Source organism: Actinomycetospora sp. ABD4_176, from assembly GCF_056311855.1.
This window is the reverse complement of record NZ_CM149974.1, coordinates 3578527-3593764: the sequence shown is the minus strand read 5'-3', so window position 1 is coordinate 3593764 and position 15238 is coordinate 3578527. Positions and strand designations below refer to the sequence as shown.

21 protein-coding genes and 1 tRNA gene are annotated in these 15238 nt (G+C 69.3%); 8 read left to right on the top strand and 14 right to left on the bottom strand.

The window, feature by feature from the left end; genetic code table 11:
- Nucleotides 1-23 precede the first annotated feature (23 nt).
- Nucleotides 24-878, bottom strand: coding sequence for a hypothetical protein (locus ACYX4T_RS17490; RefSeq protein ID WP_476010569.1), 855 nt, complete (start codon nucleotides 876-878; stop codon nucleotides 24-26).
- Between the two features lie 48 nt (nucleotides 879-926).
- Entirely contained in the window at nucleotides 927-1466 is a 540-nt protein-coding gene (locus ACYX4T_RS17485) for a CGNR zinc finger domain-containing protein (protein ID WP_476010568.1), read from the bottom strand.
- Between the two features lie 88 nt (nucleotides 1467-1554).
- Here ACYX4T_RS17485 and ACYX4T_RS17480 point away from each other — a divergent pair, with 88 nt between their 5' ends.
- Both ACYX4T_RS17480 and ACYX4T_RS17475 read left to right on the top strand, forming a co-directional pair.
- Complete coding sequence (locus tag ACYX4T_RS17480; protein ID WP_476010567.1) at nucleotides 1555-2385, top strand: alpha/beta fold hydrolase; 831 nt, start codon at nucleotides 1555-1557, stop codon at nucleotides 2383-2385.
- Nucleotides 2386-2510: 125 nt separating this feature from the next.
- Complete coding sequence (locus tag ACYX4T_RS17475; RefSeq protein WP_476010566.1) at nucleotides 2511-2867, top strand: hypothetical protein; 357 nt, start codon at nucleotides 2511-2513, stop codon at nucleotides 2865-2867.
- A 7-nt stretch (nucleotides 2868-2874) separates the two neighbouring features.
- On the opposite strand, the gene ACYX4T_RS17470 is transcribed toward ACYX4T_RS17475, so the two are convergent.
- Nucleotides 2875-3663 carry a carbon-nitrogen hydrolase family protein gene (locus tag ACYX4T_RS17470; protein WP_476010565.1) on the bottom strand — a complete coding sequence of 263 codons (789 nt, stop codon included), beginning with the start codon at nucleotides 3661-3663 and terminating at the stop codon, nucleotides 2875-2877.
- Between the two features lie 20 nt (nucleotides 3664-3683).
- Between ACYX4T_RS17470 and ACYX4T_RS17465 the strand changes: the two genes are divergently transcribed.
- The 3 genes from ACYX4T_RS17465 (at nucleotide 3684) to ACYX4T_RS17455 (ending at nucleotide 5008) form a co-directional block, all read left to right on the top strand.
- Complete coding sequence (locus tag ACYX4T_RS17465; RefSeq protein ID WP_476010564.1) at nucleotides 3684-4433, top strand: arylamine N-acetyltransferase family protein; 750 nt, start codon at nucleotides 3684-3686, stop codon at nucleotides 4431-4433.
- A gap of 34 nt (nucleotides 4434-4467) precedes the next feature.
- The gene (locus ACYX4T_RS17460) at nucleotides 4468-4884 is read left to right on the top strand and encodes a hypothetical protein (protein WP_476010563.1); all 417 of its coding nucleotides are present in this window, start codon (nucleotides 4468-4470) and stop codon (nucleotides 4882-4884) included.
- 47 nt (nucleotides 4885-4931) lie between these two features.
- A tRNA-Thr gene (locus ACYX4T_RS17455) sits at nucleotides 4932-5008 on the top strand.
- A gap of 22 nt (nucleotides 5009-5030) precedes the next feature.
- Here ACYX4T_RS17455 and ACYX4T_RS17450 read toward each other — a convergent pair.
- From ACYX4T_RS17450 to ACYX4T_RS17415, 8 genes are read right to left on the bottom strand one after another with little or no spacing between them, the layout of a single operon-like run.
- Complete coding sequence (locus tag ACYX4T_RS17450) at nucleotides 5031-5366, bottom strand: hypothetical protein (protein WP_476010562.1); 336 nt, start codon at nucleotides 5364-5366, stop codon at nucleotides 5031-5033.
- Nucleotides 5359-6612, bottom strand: a complete 1254-nt coding sequence (locus ACYX4T_RS17445) for a tyrosine-type recombinase/integrase (protein WP_476010561.1) — start codon at nucleotides 6610-6612, stop codon at nucleotides 5359-5361. The genes ACYX4T_RS17450 and ACYX4T_RS17445 overlap by 8 nt, the downstream gene beginning before the upstream one ends.
- The gene (locus ACYX4T_RS17440) at nucleotides 6609-7148 is read right to left on the bottom strand and encodes a helix-turn-helix domain-containing protein (protein ID WP_476010560.1); all 540 of its coding nucleotides are present in this window, start codon (nucleotides 7146-7148) and stop codon (nucleotides 6609-6611) included. Before ACYX4T_RS17440 ends, ACYX4T_RS17445 begins: the two co-directional genes overlap by 4 nt.
- Entirely contained in the window at nucleotides 7145-7369 is a 225-nt protein-coding gene (locus tag ACYX4T_RS17435; protein ID WP_476010559.1) for a hypothetical protein, read from the bottom strand. Before ACYX4T_RS17435 ends, ACYX4T_RS17440 begins: the two co-directional genes overlap by 4 nt.
- Nucleotides 7366-8613 carry a hypothetical protein gene (locus ACYX4T_RS17430; protein ID WP_476010558.1) on the bottom strand — a complete coding sequence of 416 codons (1248 nt, stop codon included), beginning with the start codon at nucleotides 8611-8613 and terminating at the stop codon, nucleotides 7366-7368. The genes ACYX4T_RS17435 and ACYX4T_RS17430 overlap by 4 nt, the downstream gene beginning before the upstream one ends.
- Nucleotides 8610-8966, bottom strand: a complete 357-nt coding sequence (locus tag ACYX4T_RS17425) for a WhiB family transcriptional regulator (RefSeq protein WP_476010557.1) — start codon at nucleotides 8964-8966, stop codon at nucleotides 8610-8612. The genes ACYX4T_RS17430 and ACYX4T_RS17425 overlap by 4 nt, the downstream gene beginning before the upstream one ends.
- Nucleotides 8963-9376 carry a hypothetical protein gene (locus ACYX4T_RS17420; RefSeq protein WP_476010556.1) on the bottom strand — a complete coding sequence of 138 codons (414 nt, stop codon included), beginning with the start codon at nucleotides 9374-9376 and terminating at the stop codon, nucleotides 8963-8965. The genes ACYX4T_RS17425 and ACYX4T_RS17420 overlap by 4 nt, the downstream gene beginning before the upstream one ends.
- 19 nt (nucleotides 9377-9395) lie before the next feature.
- Nucleotides 9396-9734: a hypothetical protein gene (locus ACYX4T_RS17415; protein WP_476010555.1), complete on the bottom strand. Its 339-nt coding sequence runs from the start codon at nucleotides 9732-9734 to the stop codon at nucleotides 9396-9398.
- 245 nt (nucleotides 9735-9979) lie between these two features.
- On the opposite strand from ACYX4T_RS17415, the gene ACYX4T_RS17410 reads away from it, so the two are divergent.
- The 3 genes from ACYX4T_RS17410 to ACYX4T_RS17400 are packed head-to-tail and all read left to right on the top strand — an operon-like array spanning nucleotide 9980 to nucleotide 12008.
- Nucleotides 9980-10777, top strand: a complete 798-nt coding sequence (locus ACYX4T_RS17410) for a GntR family transcriptional regulator (RefSeq protein ID WP_476010554.1) — start codon at nucleotides 9980-9982, stop codon at nucleotides 10775-10777.
- On the top strand, nucleotides 10774-11580 hold the full coding sequence (locus ACYX4T_RS17405; protein WP_476010553.1) for a PP2C family serine/threonine-protein phosphatase: 807 nt from the start codon (nucleotides 10774-10776) through the stop codon (nucleotides 11578-11580). Before ACYX4T_RS17410 ends, ACYX4T_RS17405 begins: the two co-directional genes overlap by 4 nt.
- Nucleotides 11577-12008 (top strand): NUDIX hydrolase, encoded by a 432-nt coding sequence (locus tag ACYX4T_RS17400; protein ID WP_476010552.1) that lies wholly within the window; start codon nucleotides 11577-11579, stop codon nucleotides 12006-12008. The genes ACYX4T_RS17405 and ACYX4T_RS17400 overlap by 4 nt, the downstream gene beginning before the upstream one ends.
- A 43-nt stretch (nucleotides 12009-12051) precedes the next feature.
- Here ACYX4T_RS17400 and ACYX4T_RS17395 read toward each other — a convergent pair whose 3' ends face one another.
- Genes ACYX4T_RS17395 through ACYX4T_RS17385 form a run of 3 tightly spaced genes read right to left on the bottom strand, consistent with a single transcriptional unit; the run spans nucleotide 12052 to nucleotide 15214 of the window.
- Nucleotides 12052-12975 carry a hypothetical protein gene (locus ACYX4T_RS17395; RefSeq protein ID WP_476010551.1) on the bottom strand — a complete coding sequence of 308 codons (924 nt, stop codon included), beginning with the start codon at nucleotides 12973-12975 and terminating at the stop codon, nucleotides 12052-12054.
- Nucleotides 12975-14060, bottom strand: coding sequence for a DUF3696 domain-containing protein (locus ACYX4T_RS17390; RefSeq protein ID WP_476010550.1), 1086 nt, complete (start codon nucleotides 14058-14060; stop codon nucleotides 12975-12977). Before ACYX4T_RS17390 ends, ACYX4T_RS17395 begins: the two co-directional genes overlap by 1 nt.
- Nucleotides 14057-15214, bottom strand: coding sequence for a GmrSD restriction endonuclease domain-containing protein (locus tag ACYX4T_RS17385; RefSeq protein ID WP_476010549.1), 1158 nt, complete (start codon nucleotides 15212-15214; stop codon nucleotides 14057-14059). Before ACYX4T_RS17385 ends, ACYX4T_RS17390 begins: the two co-directional genes overlap by 4 nt.
- Between the last annotated feature and the right edge of the window lie 24 nt (nucleotides 15215-15238).

Below are 15238 nucleotides of genomic sequence, written 5' to 3'. Positions count from 1 at the left end.
TTCCCCAGTCGTCGGCCCCACCACTACTCGATGAAGACCAGCGCGAGGGGGTCGGCCGTCAGTCGGACCTCGTCGCCCTCCTGCGTCACGAGGTCGGACAGGGTGGTGCGCCGGCCGTCGACCTCGACGGGGTCGTCGTCCTCGCCCTGGTCGGCGAGCCAGGCATCGAAGCTCTGCTCGCTGTCGGAGGCGAGGAAATCGGTGGCGCGGCGGAAGAGCTTGGGCAGCACGAGCGCGCCCTCGGGGCCGACGTCGGCCTGGGTGCGGAGGGTGAACCCGTCCGAGCGGTCGGCGGCCCACACCGGTCCGCCGCCGTCGCGCGCGGCCTGCCCGAGGGCGACGAAGCGGGCGCGGACACCTCCCGGTGTCGTCGAGTAGACGGTGATGTACGCGAGGCCGTTGCGCGCCTGCTCGGCGTTGACCGAGGCGTCCACCAGCGCGTCGTCGACCTCCACCGCGTCACCGTCCGAGAACCGCTCGGCGTCCGCGCCGTCGTAGAGCAGCGCGACCGGCCGGCCGTTGACCTCCACCAGCGACGACGCGATCGCGGCCGGCAGGTCGGCCGGTGTCGCGGCCTCGACGGTGTCGCCGTCGGTGAAGCGCAGGCCGGTGAAGCCGAGGCGTGCGACCAGCGCGTCCCGCGCCGGCAGCGCGAGCGGCTGGGCCTCGCCCTGATAGTCCTTCTCCGGCGAGTCGATCGCGTCGAGCCGCAGCTGCACCGACCCGTCGTCCTCGTTCGGCTCGAGCCGGTCGCCGTTCTCGAGCCCCCGCAGCGTCGCGAGCTCGTCGGGGACGAAGCGGACCGAGTCGCCGTCGGGGGCGTACCCGACGACGACGACGCGGCCGCGGACCCAGGTGTAGGCCGAGGGGTTCGACATGGTCAGCAGCGTGCCCCTCGCGGGTGGCCGTGGAGTGGACAGGCGAGGTCAGGACATCCCCCGGCCTCTCTGCCGTGCGCGGTAGGCCGCGACGTTGGCGCGGTTCCCGCACAGGTCGGGCATGCAGTACCGCCGCCGCCCCGGACGGCTGGTGTCGATGAAGACTCCCGAGCAGGTGTCCGACGCGCAGTCGCGGAACCGCTCGGGTCCCAGCGCGCGCAGCGCCCCGAGCACCCCGACGCCCGCGAGCAGTGCCAGCCGGTCGGCCAGGTCGGCGTCGGGGCGTGGCTGCGCGCACCACTGCCGGCGCCCGCGCTCGTCGGCCTCGAGGCCCACCGTGCCGAGGCCCCGCGCGACGAGGGCCGCGGCGCCGGCGGCGATCGCGTCGGCGTCCCGCTCGTCGAGCACCGACCGCAGGCGGTCGCGGACGTCGTGCACCGCGGGCAGGTCGTCCGTGCCCGGGTCGGCGGCCACCCCGTGCTCCGCCAGGAACGCCGCCAGCGCTGCGGCGTCGGGCAGCTGGTCCTCTCCGTGCCAGACGCCCGCCGAGGTGTTCACGAGCTCCGTCGCGAGGCCGGCCGCCGCCACGTAATCGTCAAAGAGCGCTTGCAACCCTTACGCACCTCTCCTACGGTAAGGCTCTCAGTCGAACTATAGACCTGTCAGAGGAGGAGTCGTGCCGACCGCTCTCACGACCTGGGCGCTGCGCGACCGCGTCGCCCTGCCGACCGGCACCATCGCCGTCGACGTCCTCGGCGCCGACCGTCCGGGGACCCCCGTCGTCCTCACCCACGGGACGCCGTCGTGGTCCTACCTGTGGCGCCGCGTCGCCCCGGCCCTCGCCGCGGAACGTCCCGTGCACCTGTGGGACCTGCCGACCTACGGCGACTCGACCGGCACCCGTCCCTCGGTGCGGACCCACGCCCGGACCCTCGCCGCCCTCGTCGAGCACTGGGGCCTCACGGCGCCGGTCCTCGTCGGCCACGACATCGGCGCCGCGGCCGTCCTGCGCGCCCACCTCGTCGAACGAACGCCCGCGAGTGCCCTCGTCCTCGCCGACGCGGCGGTGCTCTCGCCGTGGGTCACAGCGACCGCCGCGCACATGCAGGAGCACCTCGGCGTCTACCGGACGATGCCGAACGCCGCGTTCACCGCACTGATCACCGCACACCTCCGCACCACCGTCACCGGCACCCTCCCCGCCGACGCCGAGCGCGCCTACCTCGACCGCTACGCCGGTCCCGAGGGCCAGCAGCGTTACCTCGACCAGGTCGCCGGCTTCAGCGAGGACGACACCCGCGCCGTCGTCGCCCGCCTCGGCGAGATCACGGTGCCCACCGACGTCGTCTGGGGCGCCGAGGACACCTGGCTCCCGGCGACGGCGGCGACGACCCTGCAGGACGCGATCCCCGGCGCCCGCCGGCACACGATCCCCGGCGCCGGTCACTTCCTCACCGAGGACGCCCCGGAGGCCGTCCTCGAGGTCCTCGCCGGGGTCCTGTCATGAGGAGCCACGGGGAGGTACGGATCACCGTGGACGGCAGGAAACCAACGAAGATCACGAGCGTCATACGAGATGTCACACCCACGCGTCGTCGCCGACGGGCGACGACCGACCTGGAGCACTGCCCGATGAGCACGCCCACCCGTCCCGCTCGCACCGACGCCACCGTCCCCGCCACCAGTCAGGCCGACGAGCCCCGGGTGCTCGTCGTCGCCGCCCGCCCCGACGCCCGCGGTCTCGCCGCGGCCCAGGTCCGGGCCGACCGTCTCGGCGGCGTCGCCGCGCACTCCCGGGACGCCGACCTCGACCGCAAGCTCCGCAGCGCCTCCCGGGTCATCGTGCTCGACCCCGGCGCCGTGCGGGCCCGCCTGACCCGCGACCAGGCCTTCACCGCCCCGGCGGACCCGGCCGCGCGTCGCGACCTGCTCAGCCGTCTCGCGCCGTTCCAGGACCGCGTGCGCTGGGAGACCCGCCCGGCCGCCTGAGCCCGGTCTAGAGCCGGCGGTTCGCGAGCACCGGCAGGCTCGCGCGGACGTCGGGGACCTGCTCGGGGTCGACGTCGACCACGAGCAGCCCCGGCTCCGCGCCGAGCTCGTCGAGCGTCACCCCGAACGGCGACGCCGCCAGGGTGTGCCCGACGCCGCGCGGCGCCTTCCCGGCGTCGATGCCGCGGCTCGCGGGGTCGGCCTGGTCGGCGGCGAGCACGAACGTCGTGGCGTCCAGCGCGCGGGCACGGACCAGCAGCTGCCACTGCTCGACCTTCCCCGGCCCGGCGCCCCAGCTCGCGGGCAGCAGCGTCACGGTGGCGCCCTGATCGGCGAGCGCGCGGAAGAGCTCGGGGAAGCGGATGTCGTAGCAGGTCGCGAGCCCGAGCGTCGTGCCGTCGACGGTGACCGTGGTCGGCTTGGTGCCGGCCGCGACGGTGTCGGACTCGGCGAAGCCGAACGCGTCGTACAGGTGGATCTTGTCGTAGGCGGTGTCGACCCCGCGGCCGGTGACGAGCAGCGTGTTGGTGACGCGGCCGTCGTCGGTGGGGGTGAACATGCCGGCGACGACGAGCACGCCGTGCTGCGCGGCGATCTCGCGCACCCGCGTCGCCCACGGCCCGTCCAGCGGCTCGGCGACGGGCTTCAGCGACACCCCGAACCGACACATCGTCGCCTCGGGGAACACGACGACCGTCGCGCCCTGCTGCGCGGCGAGCGCGGTGTGGTCGGCGACGAGCTCGAGGTTCGCCGTCGGGTCCTCGGTGGCGAGGATCTGGGCCAGGGCGACGCGCATGACCCGTGTATACCGGGCCCGTGGACGCGACGGCCTACCTGGCGCGGATCGGCGCCGACGCCGACGACCCGCTCGAGGCGCTCATGGCGCGCCACCTCGAGACGGTGCCCTTCGAGAACCTGTCGATCCACGAGCGCGACCACGTGCCGCTGGAGGACCCGGCGCTGGTGGAGAAGGTCGTCGACCGGGGCCGCGGCGGGTTCTGCTACGAGCTCAACGGGGCCTTCGCCTGGCTGCTCGGCGAGCTCGGGTGGGACGTGACGCGGTGCTCGGCGCGGGTGGCGACGCCCGACGGGTTCTCGTTCCCCGGCGACCACATGGCCCTGATCGTCGACGGCCGCACCCTGGTCGACGTGGGCTTCGGCCGTTTCGCCGTCGGACCGCTCGACCTGCACTCCCGCGACGCGCAGTCCGACCGAGCGGGCGTGTTCACCGTGACCGACGCCCCCGACGGCGAGCTCGACGTGTCCTGGGACGGCCGGGCGCAGTACCGCGTCGACCCGCGGGTGCGCTCGCTCTCCGACTTCGTGCCGATGGCGTGGTGGCACCGCACGTCGCCGACCTCGCCCTTCACCGCGTCGCTGCTGGCGTCCCGGCTGACCCCGACGGCGCGGGTGACGCTCTCGGGCGACCAGTTCATCGAGACCCCCGACCACGGCGAGCGCAGCGAGCGCACGCTGTCGACCGACGAGCAGCTCGCGACCTACCGCGACGTCTTCGGCCTCGCGCTCGGCGCCGTGCCGCCGGCGCTGCACCCGCGGCAGCCCTGAACCCGCCGCGTGCCTGCGCGGTATACCGGGGCGCATGGCGGTGGCGACGGCGGCGACGTTCGTGTGGCTCGGGATGGTGCTGGCGATCTCGTTCCTCGAGGCGCCGCTGAAGTTCCGGGCGCCGGGCGTCACGACGGTGATCGGGCTCGGCATCGGACGGCTCGTGTTCCGGGCGCTGAACGTCGCCGAGCTGGTCCTGGCGGTGGTGGCGATCGTCGGTGTGGTGCTGGCCGGGCTGCCGCTCGGCCCGGGCGTGGCGCTCGGCGTGCTCGTGGTGCTGCTGGCGGTGCAGCTCGGGGTGGTGCGGCCGGGCTTGAACCGGCGGTCGGACCGCGTGCTGGCGGGCGAGGACGCGCCCAGGTCGCGGGCGCACCTGGTCTACATCGGGCTCGAGGCGGCCAAGGTCGTGGCCCTGGTCGTGCTCGGGATCCTGCTGCTCAGCGGGGCCTGACCCGCCTCGCGGTCACGCGGGAGCCCTGCCCTACACTCGTCAACACTGCCGCCTTAGCTCAGTCGGCCAGAGCAACGCACTCGTAATGCGTAGGTCGTCGGTTCGATTCCGACAGGCGGCTCCACCCTGACCAGCAGGTTTCCCCTCTAGGAAGCCTGCTCCCGGTCGGCGTCGTTGCAGTTGTCGTTGCAGTTCCGTTCACGGGCGGCCTCGACGCCGGCGGCGTAGGACCGGCGCATCAGCGCCGCGAGCGTGGCGACCATGTGCGTCTCCCACGCCGCGACCCACGTCAGGCAGCGGCGCTCGTAGCCGCTCAGCTCGACCTCGGCGAGTGCCTCGAGCAGGACCGCGGTCTTGCGCTTCCGGAGGCGGTTGCGGTGGGTGTCGGCGTTCTCCCAGCGCTGCCGGAACAGCGAGCGGTCCTCGCGGTCGTAGGGCGGCGTGAGTCGCAGCGGCGGCTCCTCGATCGGACGCTCAGGCATCGTCGCCCCACAGCGCCGTGTCCATCCGCCGCGCCGCGTCCCGGGCGACCTCGGAGCCGATGTGCGTGTAGCCCTGCGTGGTTCGCACGTCGGAGTGGCCGAGGATTTCCTGCACCGCGCGGATGTGCACGCCCTGGGCGACCAGCAGCGTCCCGGCGGTGTGGCGCATGTCGTGGACGCGGACCTCGCGCACGCCGGCCTCGCGCAGGATCGTCTTCCACTCCTCCCAGTCGCGGCGCGGGTCGACGGGGCGGCCGAGCTCGGTGGCGAACACGAGGTCCTGGTCGTGCCAGCTCTCGCCGGCGCGTTCCCGCTCGAGGTCCTGGGCCGCCTTGTGCTCGCGCAGGGCGTCGACGAGGCGGGTCGGCAGGGTGACCGTGCGTCGGCTCTTTCCCTTGGGTCGGCGGAAGACGAGCCCGCCGCCGTAGCGCTGCGGGCAGGCGGTGGCGTGGCGCCGGCAGTCCTTCGGGCAGGTGAGCCGGTGCAGCCGCTCGCCGCACACGTGCGGGTCGTCGCAGCCGTGGCGCCAGCGGTTGCGCTGGAGCTGCCACCAGACCTTGACGTCGCCGGTGTCGAGGTCGACGTACTCCCAGCGCAGCCCGAGCGCCTCGCCCTGACGCAGACCCGCCGAGAGCGCCACCGACCAGCGGGTCCCGTTCCGGAGATCGGCCGTGGCCGCGAGGACCTGGCGTGCCTCGGCGAGGGTGAGCTGCTGCTGCTCGATCTCGGGCGACGACGGCGGGTCGACCAGCAGCGCGACGTTGCGGTTCACGTGCCCGCGCCGGTGGGCGATCTTGAGTGCGCGGGACAGGATGCGGTGGGTCTTGAGCACCATCGACGGCGCCCGGCCGGCGTCGAGCATCAGCGCGTAGAGCCGGTCCAGGTGCTCGGGCGCGAGACGGTCGAGCCGGTGCCGGCCGAGGTTCGGGATGATCCAGTTCGTGGCCTGCGACCAGTAGGCGTCCAGCGTCTTGGGCGTGACTCGCTGCGGGGCGATCGTGTCCAGGTAGGTGGTCATCCAGGCCGCGACGGTCGGCGCGCGGCCGGCCTTCCTGGTCTCGCCGCGCTCCCGGTCCTGCTCGAGCTTGCGGACCCGCTTGGTCACCCCTGCCTCGGTGGTGGCCTGCAGGTGCCGGCGGTCGAGCCGGCCGTCGGGCTTGTGCCCGACGGTCACGTAGCCGTGCCAGTAGCCGTCCGCGCCCTCGAAGATCGAGGAGCGCTGGTTGGGCTTGCGGGTGCCCGTCACGCCGCGCCCTCGGAGAGCCGGGCGACGTAGTCGCGGACGGCCTGGTCGGGGACGCGCCGGCTGCTGCCGATCTTCACCGACGCCAGCTCGCCGGCGTTCATCAGCCCGAAGACCCGCGAGCGGCAGATGCCCAGCAGTTCGGCGACCTCTTCGACGCGCCACAGGTACTTGGTGGTGTTCACGGTGCTGTCCTCCGGGTCGCGCGGGCTGAGGTGGCCGAGGTGGTTGTGGGCGCGTTCGAGTTGGCCGGCGAGCGCCTCGAAGACGTCGCGGGCGTCGTTCAGCGCGGCGCGGGCCTGGCGCAGCGCGTGGATCGGGTCGCTGCCGCGGTCGTCGCGGTAGTCGACGGGGTCGGCGGTGCGCAGCGGCCGGGCCACGTGCTCGAGGAGTTGCGGGAGCCGGTGCGCCAGGTCGGTCAGGGCCCCGACCACGGCGGAGGTCTCGGGTGCGGTGAGCGCGGCGCTCATCGCGGCGTGGTTGGCCGCTCGGACGGCGGAGGCCGCATTGCCGACCTGCTCGGCGACGGTCGTGGTCATCGGGTCTCCTCGGGGACGTCGGCGGCGCGGTCGGTGGCGGCGCCGAGCTGGTGGGCGAACTCGCCGGCGCTGCTGGACACCGCGGGCCCGAGGGTCGGGAAGGCGGCGAAGAGCAGCACGAGGGTCACGACGCCGGACACGAGCGCCGGTGCGGCACGGCGGCTCTTGATCAGCAGGGCGGTGACGAGGCCGGCGATGACGACGATCGCGAGCAGGTTCACGACTCGGCCCGCCGACCGAAGCGCTGGACGCGATCGACGTACTCGCCGTACTCACCGAGGTACGGGACGCGGATGCGCTGGCAGTCCCTGCCAAGTCCTGACAGGTAGGCGACGCCGGGATCAGCGTTGGCGTGCTCCTGGCCCAGCGTGCGGGCGTCAGTTCCGTGGAGCATCTCCAGCGAGTCGGCCGGAACCCTGAAGCTCAGCCTCAGGGCGAACTGGTCGCGGGCGTAGCCGCCGCCCACCGCCGTGGCCTCGAACCGCTGGGCCAGCATCAGGACCCGCAACGCGGCCTTGCGGCCCTCGCTCAGGAGCCGGAGCACGGCGGTCCGGATGCGGTCGCCGACCGGGACGCCCTCGCCGCGCTTGGGCTTCGGTAGCGCGTCCGCGGCGCGGAGCAGGCCGGGGAACTCCTCGAGCGCGACGAGCACCGTAGGGCACGCCGCCGAAGGCACGATCTTGTCGCGGCGTGGCGGGATCGTGGCGAGCCGACGGTCCATCTCGGCCACCAGGTCCTCGAGCAGCACCGCGTGCGCCGCGATGTCAGCGGTACCGGTGACCTGGTGGGCGCGGTGGATCGTGCCGTCCCAGGCGCGTCCGAGCAGGAGACCGGTGATGTCCGAGCCGGCGATCAGCACGTCGGGGGCGGCGGCGAGCTGGGCGAGCAGCCCATAAGTGAACACCGACTTCCCGGAGCCGTTCATGCCCTGCACGGCCACGTGCGCCGGGTCGGTGATCGCGTGGCCGAGCGTGGCGCCGTCCTCGGTGCGGCCCAGGACCACGGCCTCGGCACCGGAGTGAACGACGGCCGGCGGGAGTCCGAAGCCGTCGCGCAGCGGGTCGGCGTCGAGCAGGTGCAGCCGCACCCAGCGCCCGGCGATCGGCTCGACCCGCAGCCCGTGGGCGCCGAGGGTGTGCGCCAGCCGGGGCCCGTTCTCCTTGGCCGTGAAGTCGCCGGGCTCCTGCCCGGGCAGCAGCTCCACGGTCAGGGAGGTGGGCGGGCCGACGCGGACCTCCCCGACGCGCGGGGTGCGAATGGTGACGCCGGCGGCGACCTGCACGTAGTGGCAGATGCTCAGGCCCGTGCACGCCTCGCGGAACGCGCCCCGGACGACCTCGGCGTAGGCGACGATCGACGCCTCGTAGTCCCGGCGGGCCTGGCGCTCGCGGAGCCGCCCGACGAAGCGAGGCCCGGCTCTGCCACCTGACGCCCGCTCGAGGGCGTGGGTCTCGGACACGGTCACGCTCCCTTCTCCTGGCAGGTGGGGCAGAGCGACCCGTCCACCGCGGGGACGGGGAACAGCAGCGAGCACGCCGCGCACGCCGGCTCCCGGTCCGCGACCGGGTCGGGGACGCCGGCGAGCCGCTGGCGCCGGATGGCCCGGCGCTCGGTGGGTGTCGTGGCCGCCCAGATGCCGACGTCCTGGCCGGTGTCGAGCGCCCAGGTCAGGCACTCGGTCTGCACCGGGCAGCGCCCACACACCGGCCGCACCGCGGAGAGATGGCGGGCGACGACCGGCGCGGTGTCGTCGTCGGTGGGCGGGAAGAACAGCTCGGGGTCGGTGTCGCGGCAGGCCGCCCGCGTCTGCCAGCTCACGACGCCGCCGCCTCGGACTGAGTGGCCGCCTCATTCCGCCGCTGGCGCGGAGTCGTCGAGGCGAGAGCGCGGACCTCCTGGCACCGGTACCAGACCTGCGCGCCGGTGACGTTGCCGTTGCGGTCCTTCTTGTCCATGACGCCGATCTCGAAGCCGACCAGCTCGACGGGCGAGGCCGGCGCGAGGTCCTCGGCGGGCGGGCGCTCGGCGACAAGGCCGACCTTGATGATCTCGTTGGTGGCTCGACCGAACTGGCGGAAGCGGGCGACGAGCTGGGCCTCCCACTTGGGCAGGCCGTCCTTGGTGGTCTCCTGCCGGAACGCGTCGCCGAACGCGGTCTTGGGCTCGCAGGACAGGAACAGCAGCGACTCGAAGGTCGCGGCCTGGTCGATGGCGAAGTTCTGGATCATGTCTTCTCCTTGGGGTTGGTCAGGCGTGCACGGGTCGGTGGCCGAGGTGGGAGAGCGCGGCGTGGCCGCGTCCGAGCGCTCGTCCGGCGCCGAGCAGCCCGGCGTGGCCCTCGCCGAGCCAGGCGATGAACTCGACGAGGCGTTCGCCGGGGTCGCGGCCGGTGTCGTCGACGAGGCCGGCCGTGCCGTTGGCCATGGCGCAGCGCTGCGCGAACAGCACGACCTGCGGGAGCCGGTCGACCAGCGTCACGACGGAGCCGAGCGCTCCGTAGAGACCGACCACCTCGACGAGCCCGTCACGAGCTGCGCGGTTGGCCAGCCGCACCGCCTCGGCGCTGTCGTCCAGTGCGGCGATCAAGGGGTCGGTCCGTCGTGCTGCTTCCGGGCGGGGCACCAGTGGGCGGCCGGCTCCGGAGTCGTCATCTACCTGCACCGCGATCTCCTAACACATACGACGTCGGACGTCCGACGTCCTGTGTGTGGAAGGTAGCACGCGCCGAAGGCAACGCAAGTAGGACGTAGGACGTCCTGTCACTAGAGTGGTGAACTGACGGCCACTGATAGGCACTGGCCGGCACTGGTGAGCACGAGGAGGGACTGGCGGTGGCGCTCGAGGCGGCGAAATCGCAGTACCGACAGGTCGCCGACCTGCTGCGTCAGGGCATCGAGCGCGAGGACTACGCCCCGGGTTCGACGCTGCCGGCAGAGTCCGAGCTCGCCGCCGAGTACGGCGTCTCCCGCGTGACCATCAACCGGGCCGTGCAGCTGCTCCGCGGCGAGGGACTCGTCCGCGTCCTGCGGGGCCGGGGGACCGTCGTCCGGGCGATCCCGCCGATCCGGCGCAACAGCAGCCGCCGCTACGCGCGGACCGCTCGCGAGGAGGACGGCAGCCGCGGCGCCTTCGACTTCGAGATCAGGCGCCTCGGTCTCAAGCCGTCGACCAAGCTGGCCCAGCTCGGCCAGGTCGCACCACCGGAGACCGCCCGGAGCGTCCTCGGGCTCGAAGTCGGCGAGATGGTGCTCATCCGCAAGCGGGAGATGTTCGCCTCCGACGAGCCCGTCCTGCTCGCCACCTCGTACTTCCCGTGGGAGCTCGCCGAACAGGCCGGCGTGACAGACGTCGACACCGGCCCGGGCGGGACGTACTCACGCCTCGCCGAGATCGGCAAAGGACCAGTGCGGTTCACCGAGGACGTGCGAGTCCGGACGCCGTCAGCGGCGGAAGAGCGGTTCTTCGCGCTCTCCGAGACCCAGCAGGTCTACGAGATCGTCCACATCGCCTACCTCGAGGACGGCACCGCCGTGGAGTACCGCGAGGACGTGCTCCCGACCTATCAGTGGATCATGCACTTCGATTGGAACGCCGAGAACGACACCGCCGAGCAGGAGGCCCAGCAATGAGCCCCGCCGGCCTGCACGTCATCAGCGCCGAGCTCCCGGCAGGCGACGCCCCCAACGAGGATCGGGTCCGGGTCGGCACGAACGCGGTCGTCGTGCTCGACGGCGCCTCCGGCAGCGACACCCGAATCACCGTCGCGGACTACGTCGACCACCTCGCCGGCGCCCTCACCGACGTCCTCGACGCCGAACCGGACATGCCGCTGCCGCACGCTCTAGCCGACGCCATCCGCTTGACCGTCGCCACGCTACGACTCATGCCAGGGGAGTCGCCCTCCTCCACGGTCAGCATCGCCCGCCGGAGAGGCGACGAGATCGACCTCCTCGTTCTGGGCGACAGCCCCATCTATATCGGCCCCGACGGCGAACTGCTCACAGACGACCGGCTCGCCCGTCTCGACCTTCCCAGCAGGACGAAGGCATACGAGCGCCTGCGCCAGGGCGCCGGCTACGACGACGTACACCGCGACCTCGTCCGAGCCGTCCGCTCCGAGCAGCTACCACTGCTCAACGAGCCCGGCGGCTACTGGGTCGCCGAGGCCAGGCCGGAAGCCGGACACGAGGCAGTCACACGCACCGTGCCCGCGGGCCTGCCCTGGCTGGTGATCCTCACCGACGGCGTCGACAAGCCGCTCCGTCACCTGGGCATCCCGCTCACCGACCTTGTGCAGCGCAACCGCGGTGGGCTCGAGGACCTGCTCCGCGAGCTGCATCAGTGGGAAGAAGACAAGGACCCGATCGCCCTCGACCTCCCCCGTTTCAAGCCGCATGACGACAAGACCGTCGCTGTGGTGACTTCCGCATGATCAGCAGTCCACTCCACTCCGTCTCAGTGGCTGGCGTCGTGTTTGACGACCAAGGCCGCGTTCTGTTGATACGCCGTCGAGACAATGGTCAATGGCAGGCCCCTGGCGGTGTCCTAGAGCGTTCAGAGACATTCGAGGATGGCGTCCTAAGAGAAGTAAGAGAAGAGAGCGGTGTTGACGTCCAGGTCGAGCGGTTGACTGGGGTGTACAAGAATCAAACCCTTGCTGTTGTCGCTTTGGTGTATCGATGCTCATGGCAGGGCGGGATGCCAACACCTACTGACGAGAGCACCGAAGTGAAGTGGGTCCATCTCGAAGAAGCTATTCGCATGACGCCACCGGTCTTCGGAATACGCATCAGTGACGCTGCACGCGATCTTTCCTGCCCACCAGCAAGCCGAGTACACGACGGTATCAACCTGCTGTAGCTGTCCTTCGGTGACGAGTGAACGGTGCTCGGCTCTCGAGGGATCAGCCGGCAGTACGAAGGTGCTCCGTAAAGATGCCAATCAGTACAACTCGTCGGCTGCCATTGACCTGAATCGCCCGGAAGTGGATGCGGTTCCGGTCCGGTCGCAACTTCGAGTGGGATTCGCATCTATGTATTTCGCCCGCGTACTCAACGTCGCGATCTCGCATGATGCTATCGGAGGTACGATAAGAGCCTTCGTTGCTAATCGATATCCCCAAGCGGGTGCTGACAACGTCCAAGTCGCCAGACTCCTCGTCGTGCACCTCTAGGAAAGAGTCATTTAGGCGACATAGGTGTTCCGTCACCGTTTCCTTCAGCTCCTGAAAAGAACCGCGAAAGTGCCGAAACGACACCCGCTCCGCGAAGACCAGGCGAGGGAAGGCTTTCTCGGTCCACTCGAAGTATTGGGCCTCGTTCGCCGTCTCAAGTAGAAGACAGCGCCGGTAGACCAAAACCTCTTCGCCTTGCCTCGTAACAAAGGGAATTTCGGCCGCGTATTCGTCGTTCGATACTCGATGCAGGCCGGGCTCGATCGTTCCTACGACAGCAATGCAGCCGACCGCACGGCCATCCGCAGCCCAAGTCAGCGCTAGCGCGGCGCCGTAGCTGACATACTCGACTTCATCGAGAAGGACATCGGGCTCGACGTAGAGTTCGGGATCATCATCCCAGGGCTTACACTTGTCAAGGAGTGAGGCGGCGAGTCGTGCGTCGTCGCGAAGCTCGTTGGGCACTTCGTAAAGGAATTGGCCGAAGTCAGTGCCGTCAGCCAATTCGACCGCCGCCCAGCTACTGAGCACTCCCACTTCTTCGCCTGCTCGGCGTAGCGCCTTGAGCAGATCAGTGAGTGACCACAGTCGATCGTCGAGATGTTCGTCGATGGCTAGAGCGGCTAACGAGGCTTCGTCAAGAACGAAGCGCATTACCGGCCAGACCGCCTATTTCTTGAGATGGACGTCAGGTCGTTCTCGAGCTGGTCAAAGAAGTACTCAGGCCATGTCGATAGTCCTCCATGCCCCCGAACGCGGATTTCGGTTGACCCTTCGCGGCCGAAGAAATGAATCATGAGGTCCTCGTGTCGGAGCGCGCCTTCCACTGCCACTGCACGGCGTACACCGTTGAGCACATGGTCGCTATGCGTCTCAACGATCACTTGAACGCCATCACTGGCGACTCTAGCCAGGAACTCGCCCATCCATGATTGCCCAGCGGGATGCAAGTGGGCTTCCGGGTTTTCGATAAGTATCAGCTGGCCTCGATCGACCGTGAGTCCCGCGACGATGATCGGCAGCGCATACGACAGGCCGAAGCCCACGTTGCTCGGTCGCAACCAGTCCGACTCGACGAATGGCTCACGGAACCGAAGAGTGGTAAGGCTAGTGTCTGTAAGCCTCTGGACACGAAGCTGTATAGGCCGAACAATTGTGGAAAGCCATGCTTCGGACTGACTGCCAACAGTTTTGGGAGGCTCGGGCTCCCCCTCGGGAACTGGGCACCGTCGCGCCTCGTTAACGACCAGGCGCTCTCGGTCAGCGATCACTTGAGCGACGTACTGTCCTTGGTGTCCAATGCCAATCCCTTCCTCAGGAAGAGCGGAAACCTCAAGCGCATCGCGTGGCCCGAGTCTCTCCGCCGAGAGATAGGCACCCAAAGAACCATCAGGTGAGTACGGCGTGGACAACTCGTTCACCTTGAGCGCAAGCGGGTAGGTGTCGTCAAGTTCGAGAATTAGAGATTCATCGGCTTCCCCGAAGTGCTTAACGATGGTGATTAGACGCTCTTCGGCTTCACGGTAAAGTACGTCGAGGGCTTCTCCGAGTGCCAGGCCGTGGTGGCCAGACAGGGGGACTAAGCCATCCCCTCGACGGGCAATCTCCCAGAGTAGGAAGCTCTGAATAACCGTGCTCTTGCCGGCGCTGTTAAGTCCTGAGAGCAACGTGAGCGCTCCAAGCTGCAGCGACTTTCGCGCAAAACACTTGAAGTTGTGCAGCTCGATCTCAGTAATCATTCGTGGGCGCCATCGATGATCTTGCGGGCCTCCATGAAACGGGCGACGACTCGTTGGCGGTCACCCGTCGAGGAACTGATCGAGGCGACGTACCCTGCGTCGTGGAGCATGGCGTAACGGGTGTCTTCGCTGATCTTCCTCGCAGCGACCGCATCAATCTTTACTGAAGTTCGAGCGAGTTCGACCGTCCAGCTCTCGAATAGGGCACGGTTGAATGGCTTCAGTCTATCGTCCCCGAGGGGCCATTTCCTGAATGCGTGGTCACCGAAGATATAGGACGCGCGCGCGAGCCCGAGACGGAAGCTATCCGCGATCTCGTTAAGCTTGTCATCGTCTACGTGTCTAGGGTCATCTAGGAGCTCTGTCGTACGCCACAAGAACTCCTCCATAGTCTCATCGTAGTTCTCCACGCCGTGAATCCAAAAAGCGATGAAGCGAAGAGCCACCTCTCTATCGATCATCCGCCGTTGGTTTCGAAGCAGGCCGGCGGTGGCGTGATTAAATTCCTCTAGGCCCGTGAGACGTCGGAGAAATTTCCGGCTGCGGTCCCTGCTCATGCAGTGACGAATCTCTTGCGCGTTGAGTGGTGTGCCACCGGTGTTAATCCGCCGGAAGATATCGTACATAACAGGTGGGGGCGTGGTCGGATCGATCACGTGTGCAACAATTTGGGTGTTGTACAATCGTCGCTGCCACAGTGCGGGTAGATCGGCGAAAAACTTGCCCTCGAGATCGGCGATGTACTCTAGTCCGTTGAGGGGGAAAAGTCGGTCACCTTCGGTTCCGCCTCGGACGAAGTCGTTGATCGTGGACAGTCGCTGGACGCCGTCTACGACACGGAGGCGCCCGTCGTCGTCCTCTGCGAAGTAAAAGGCAGGTAGAGGGATTTGCAGTAGGATGGACTCGATGAGTTGGGCCTTCTGCTGGATCTTCCAGACGCGAAGGCGCTGAAAGTCAGGAGTAAGATCGAGGGAGTCTTCCGCGATCTGATCAAGCATGTTGCGCAGAGAGAAGGACTTCGTGCTAACCCGAATCTGGTCGGGGTTCCACGGTCGATCAATGTCGTGGAACTCCTCGCTGATCTCCGCCTCGACCCCTAGTGTGCCTTGGTCGTCGGTGAGCTCCCGAGGATCGAGCTCGGCGTCTGTGCTCAAATCCGCTCCTGAGTGAAGGTAAAG

Coding starts and splice junctions, on each gene's coding strand:
- ACYX4T_RS17405 (WP_476010553.1), top strand. CDS start 10,774: ATGAGCCCCGCCGGCCTGCACGTCATCAGCGCCGAGCTCCCGGCAGGC.
- ACYX4T_RS17475 (WP_476010566.1), top strand. CDS start 2,511: ATGAGCACGCCCACCCGTCCCGCTCGCACCGACGCCACCGTCCCCGCC.
- ACYX4T_RS17390 (WP_476010550.1), bottom strand. CDS start 14,060: ATGATTACTGAGATCGAGCTGCACAACTTCAAGTGTTTTGCGCGAAAG.
- ACYX4T_RS17395 (WP_476010551.1), bottom strand. CDS start 12,975: ATGCGCTTCGTTCTTGACGAAGCCTCGTTAGCCGCTCTAGCCATCGAC.
- ACYX4T_RS17490 (WP_476010569.1), bottom strand. CDS start 878: ATGTCGAACCCCTCGGCCTACACCTGGGTCCGCGGCCGCGTCGTCGTC.
- ACYX4T_RS17420 (WP_476010556.1), bottom strand. CDS start 9,376: ATGATCCAGAACTTCGCCATCGACCAGGCCGCGACCTTCGAGTCGCTG.
- ACYX4T_RS17450 (WP_476010562.1), bottom strand. CDS start 5,366: ATGCCTGAGCGTCCGATCGAGGAGCCGCCGCTGCGACTCACGCCGCCC.
- ACYX4T_RS17400 (WP_476010552.1), top strand. CDS start 11,577: ATGATCAGCAGTCCACTCCACTCCGTCTCAGTGGCTGGCGTCGTGTTT.
- ACYX4T_RS17440 (WP_476010560.1), bottom strand. CDS start 7,148: ATGACCACGACCGTCGCCGAGCAGGTCGGCAATGCGGCCTCCGCCGTC.
- ACYX4T_RS17470 (WP_476010565.1), bottom strand. CDS start 3,663: ATGCGCGTCGCCCTGGCCCAGATCCTCGCCACCGAGGACCCGACGGCG.
- ACYX4T_RS17460 (WP_476010563.1), top strand. CDS start 4,468: ATGGCGGTGGCGACGGCGGCGACGTTCGTGTGGCTCGGGATGGTGCTG.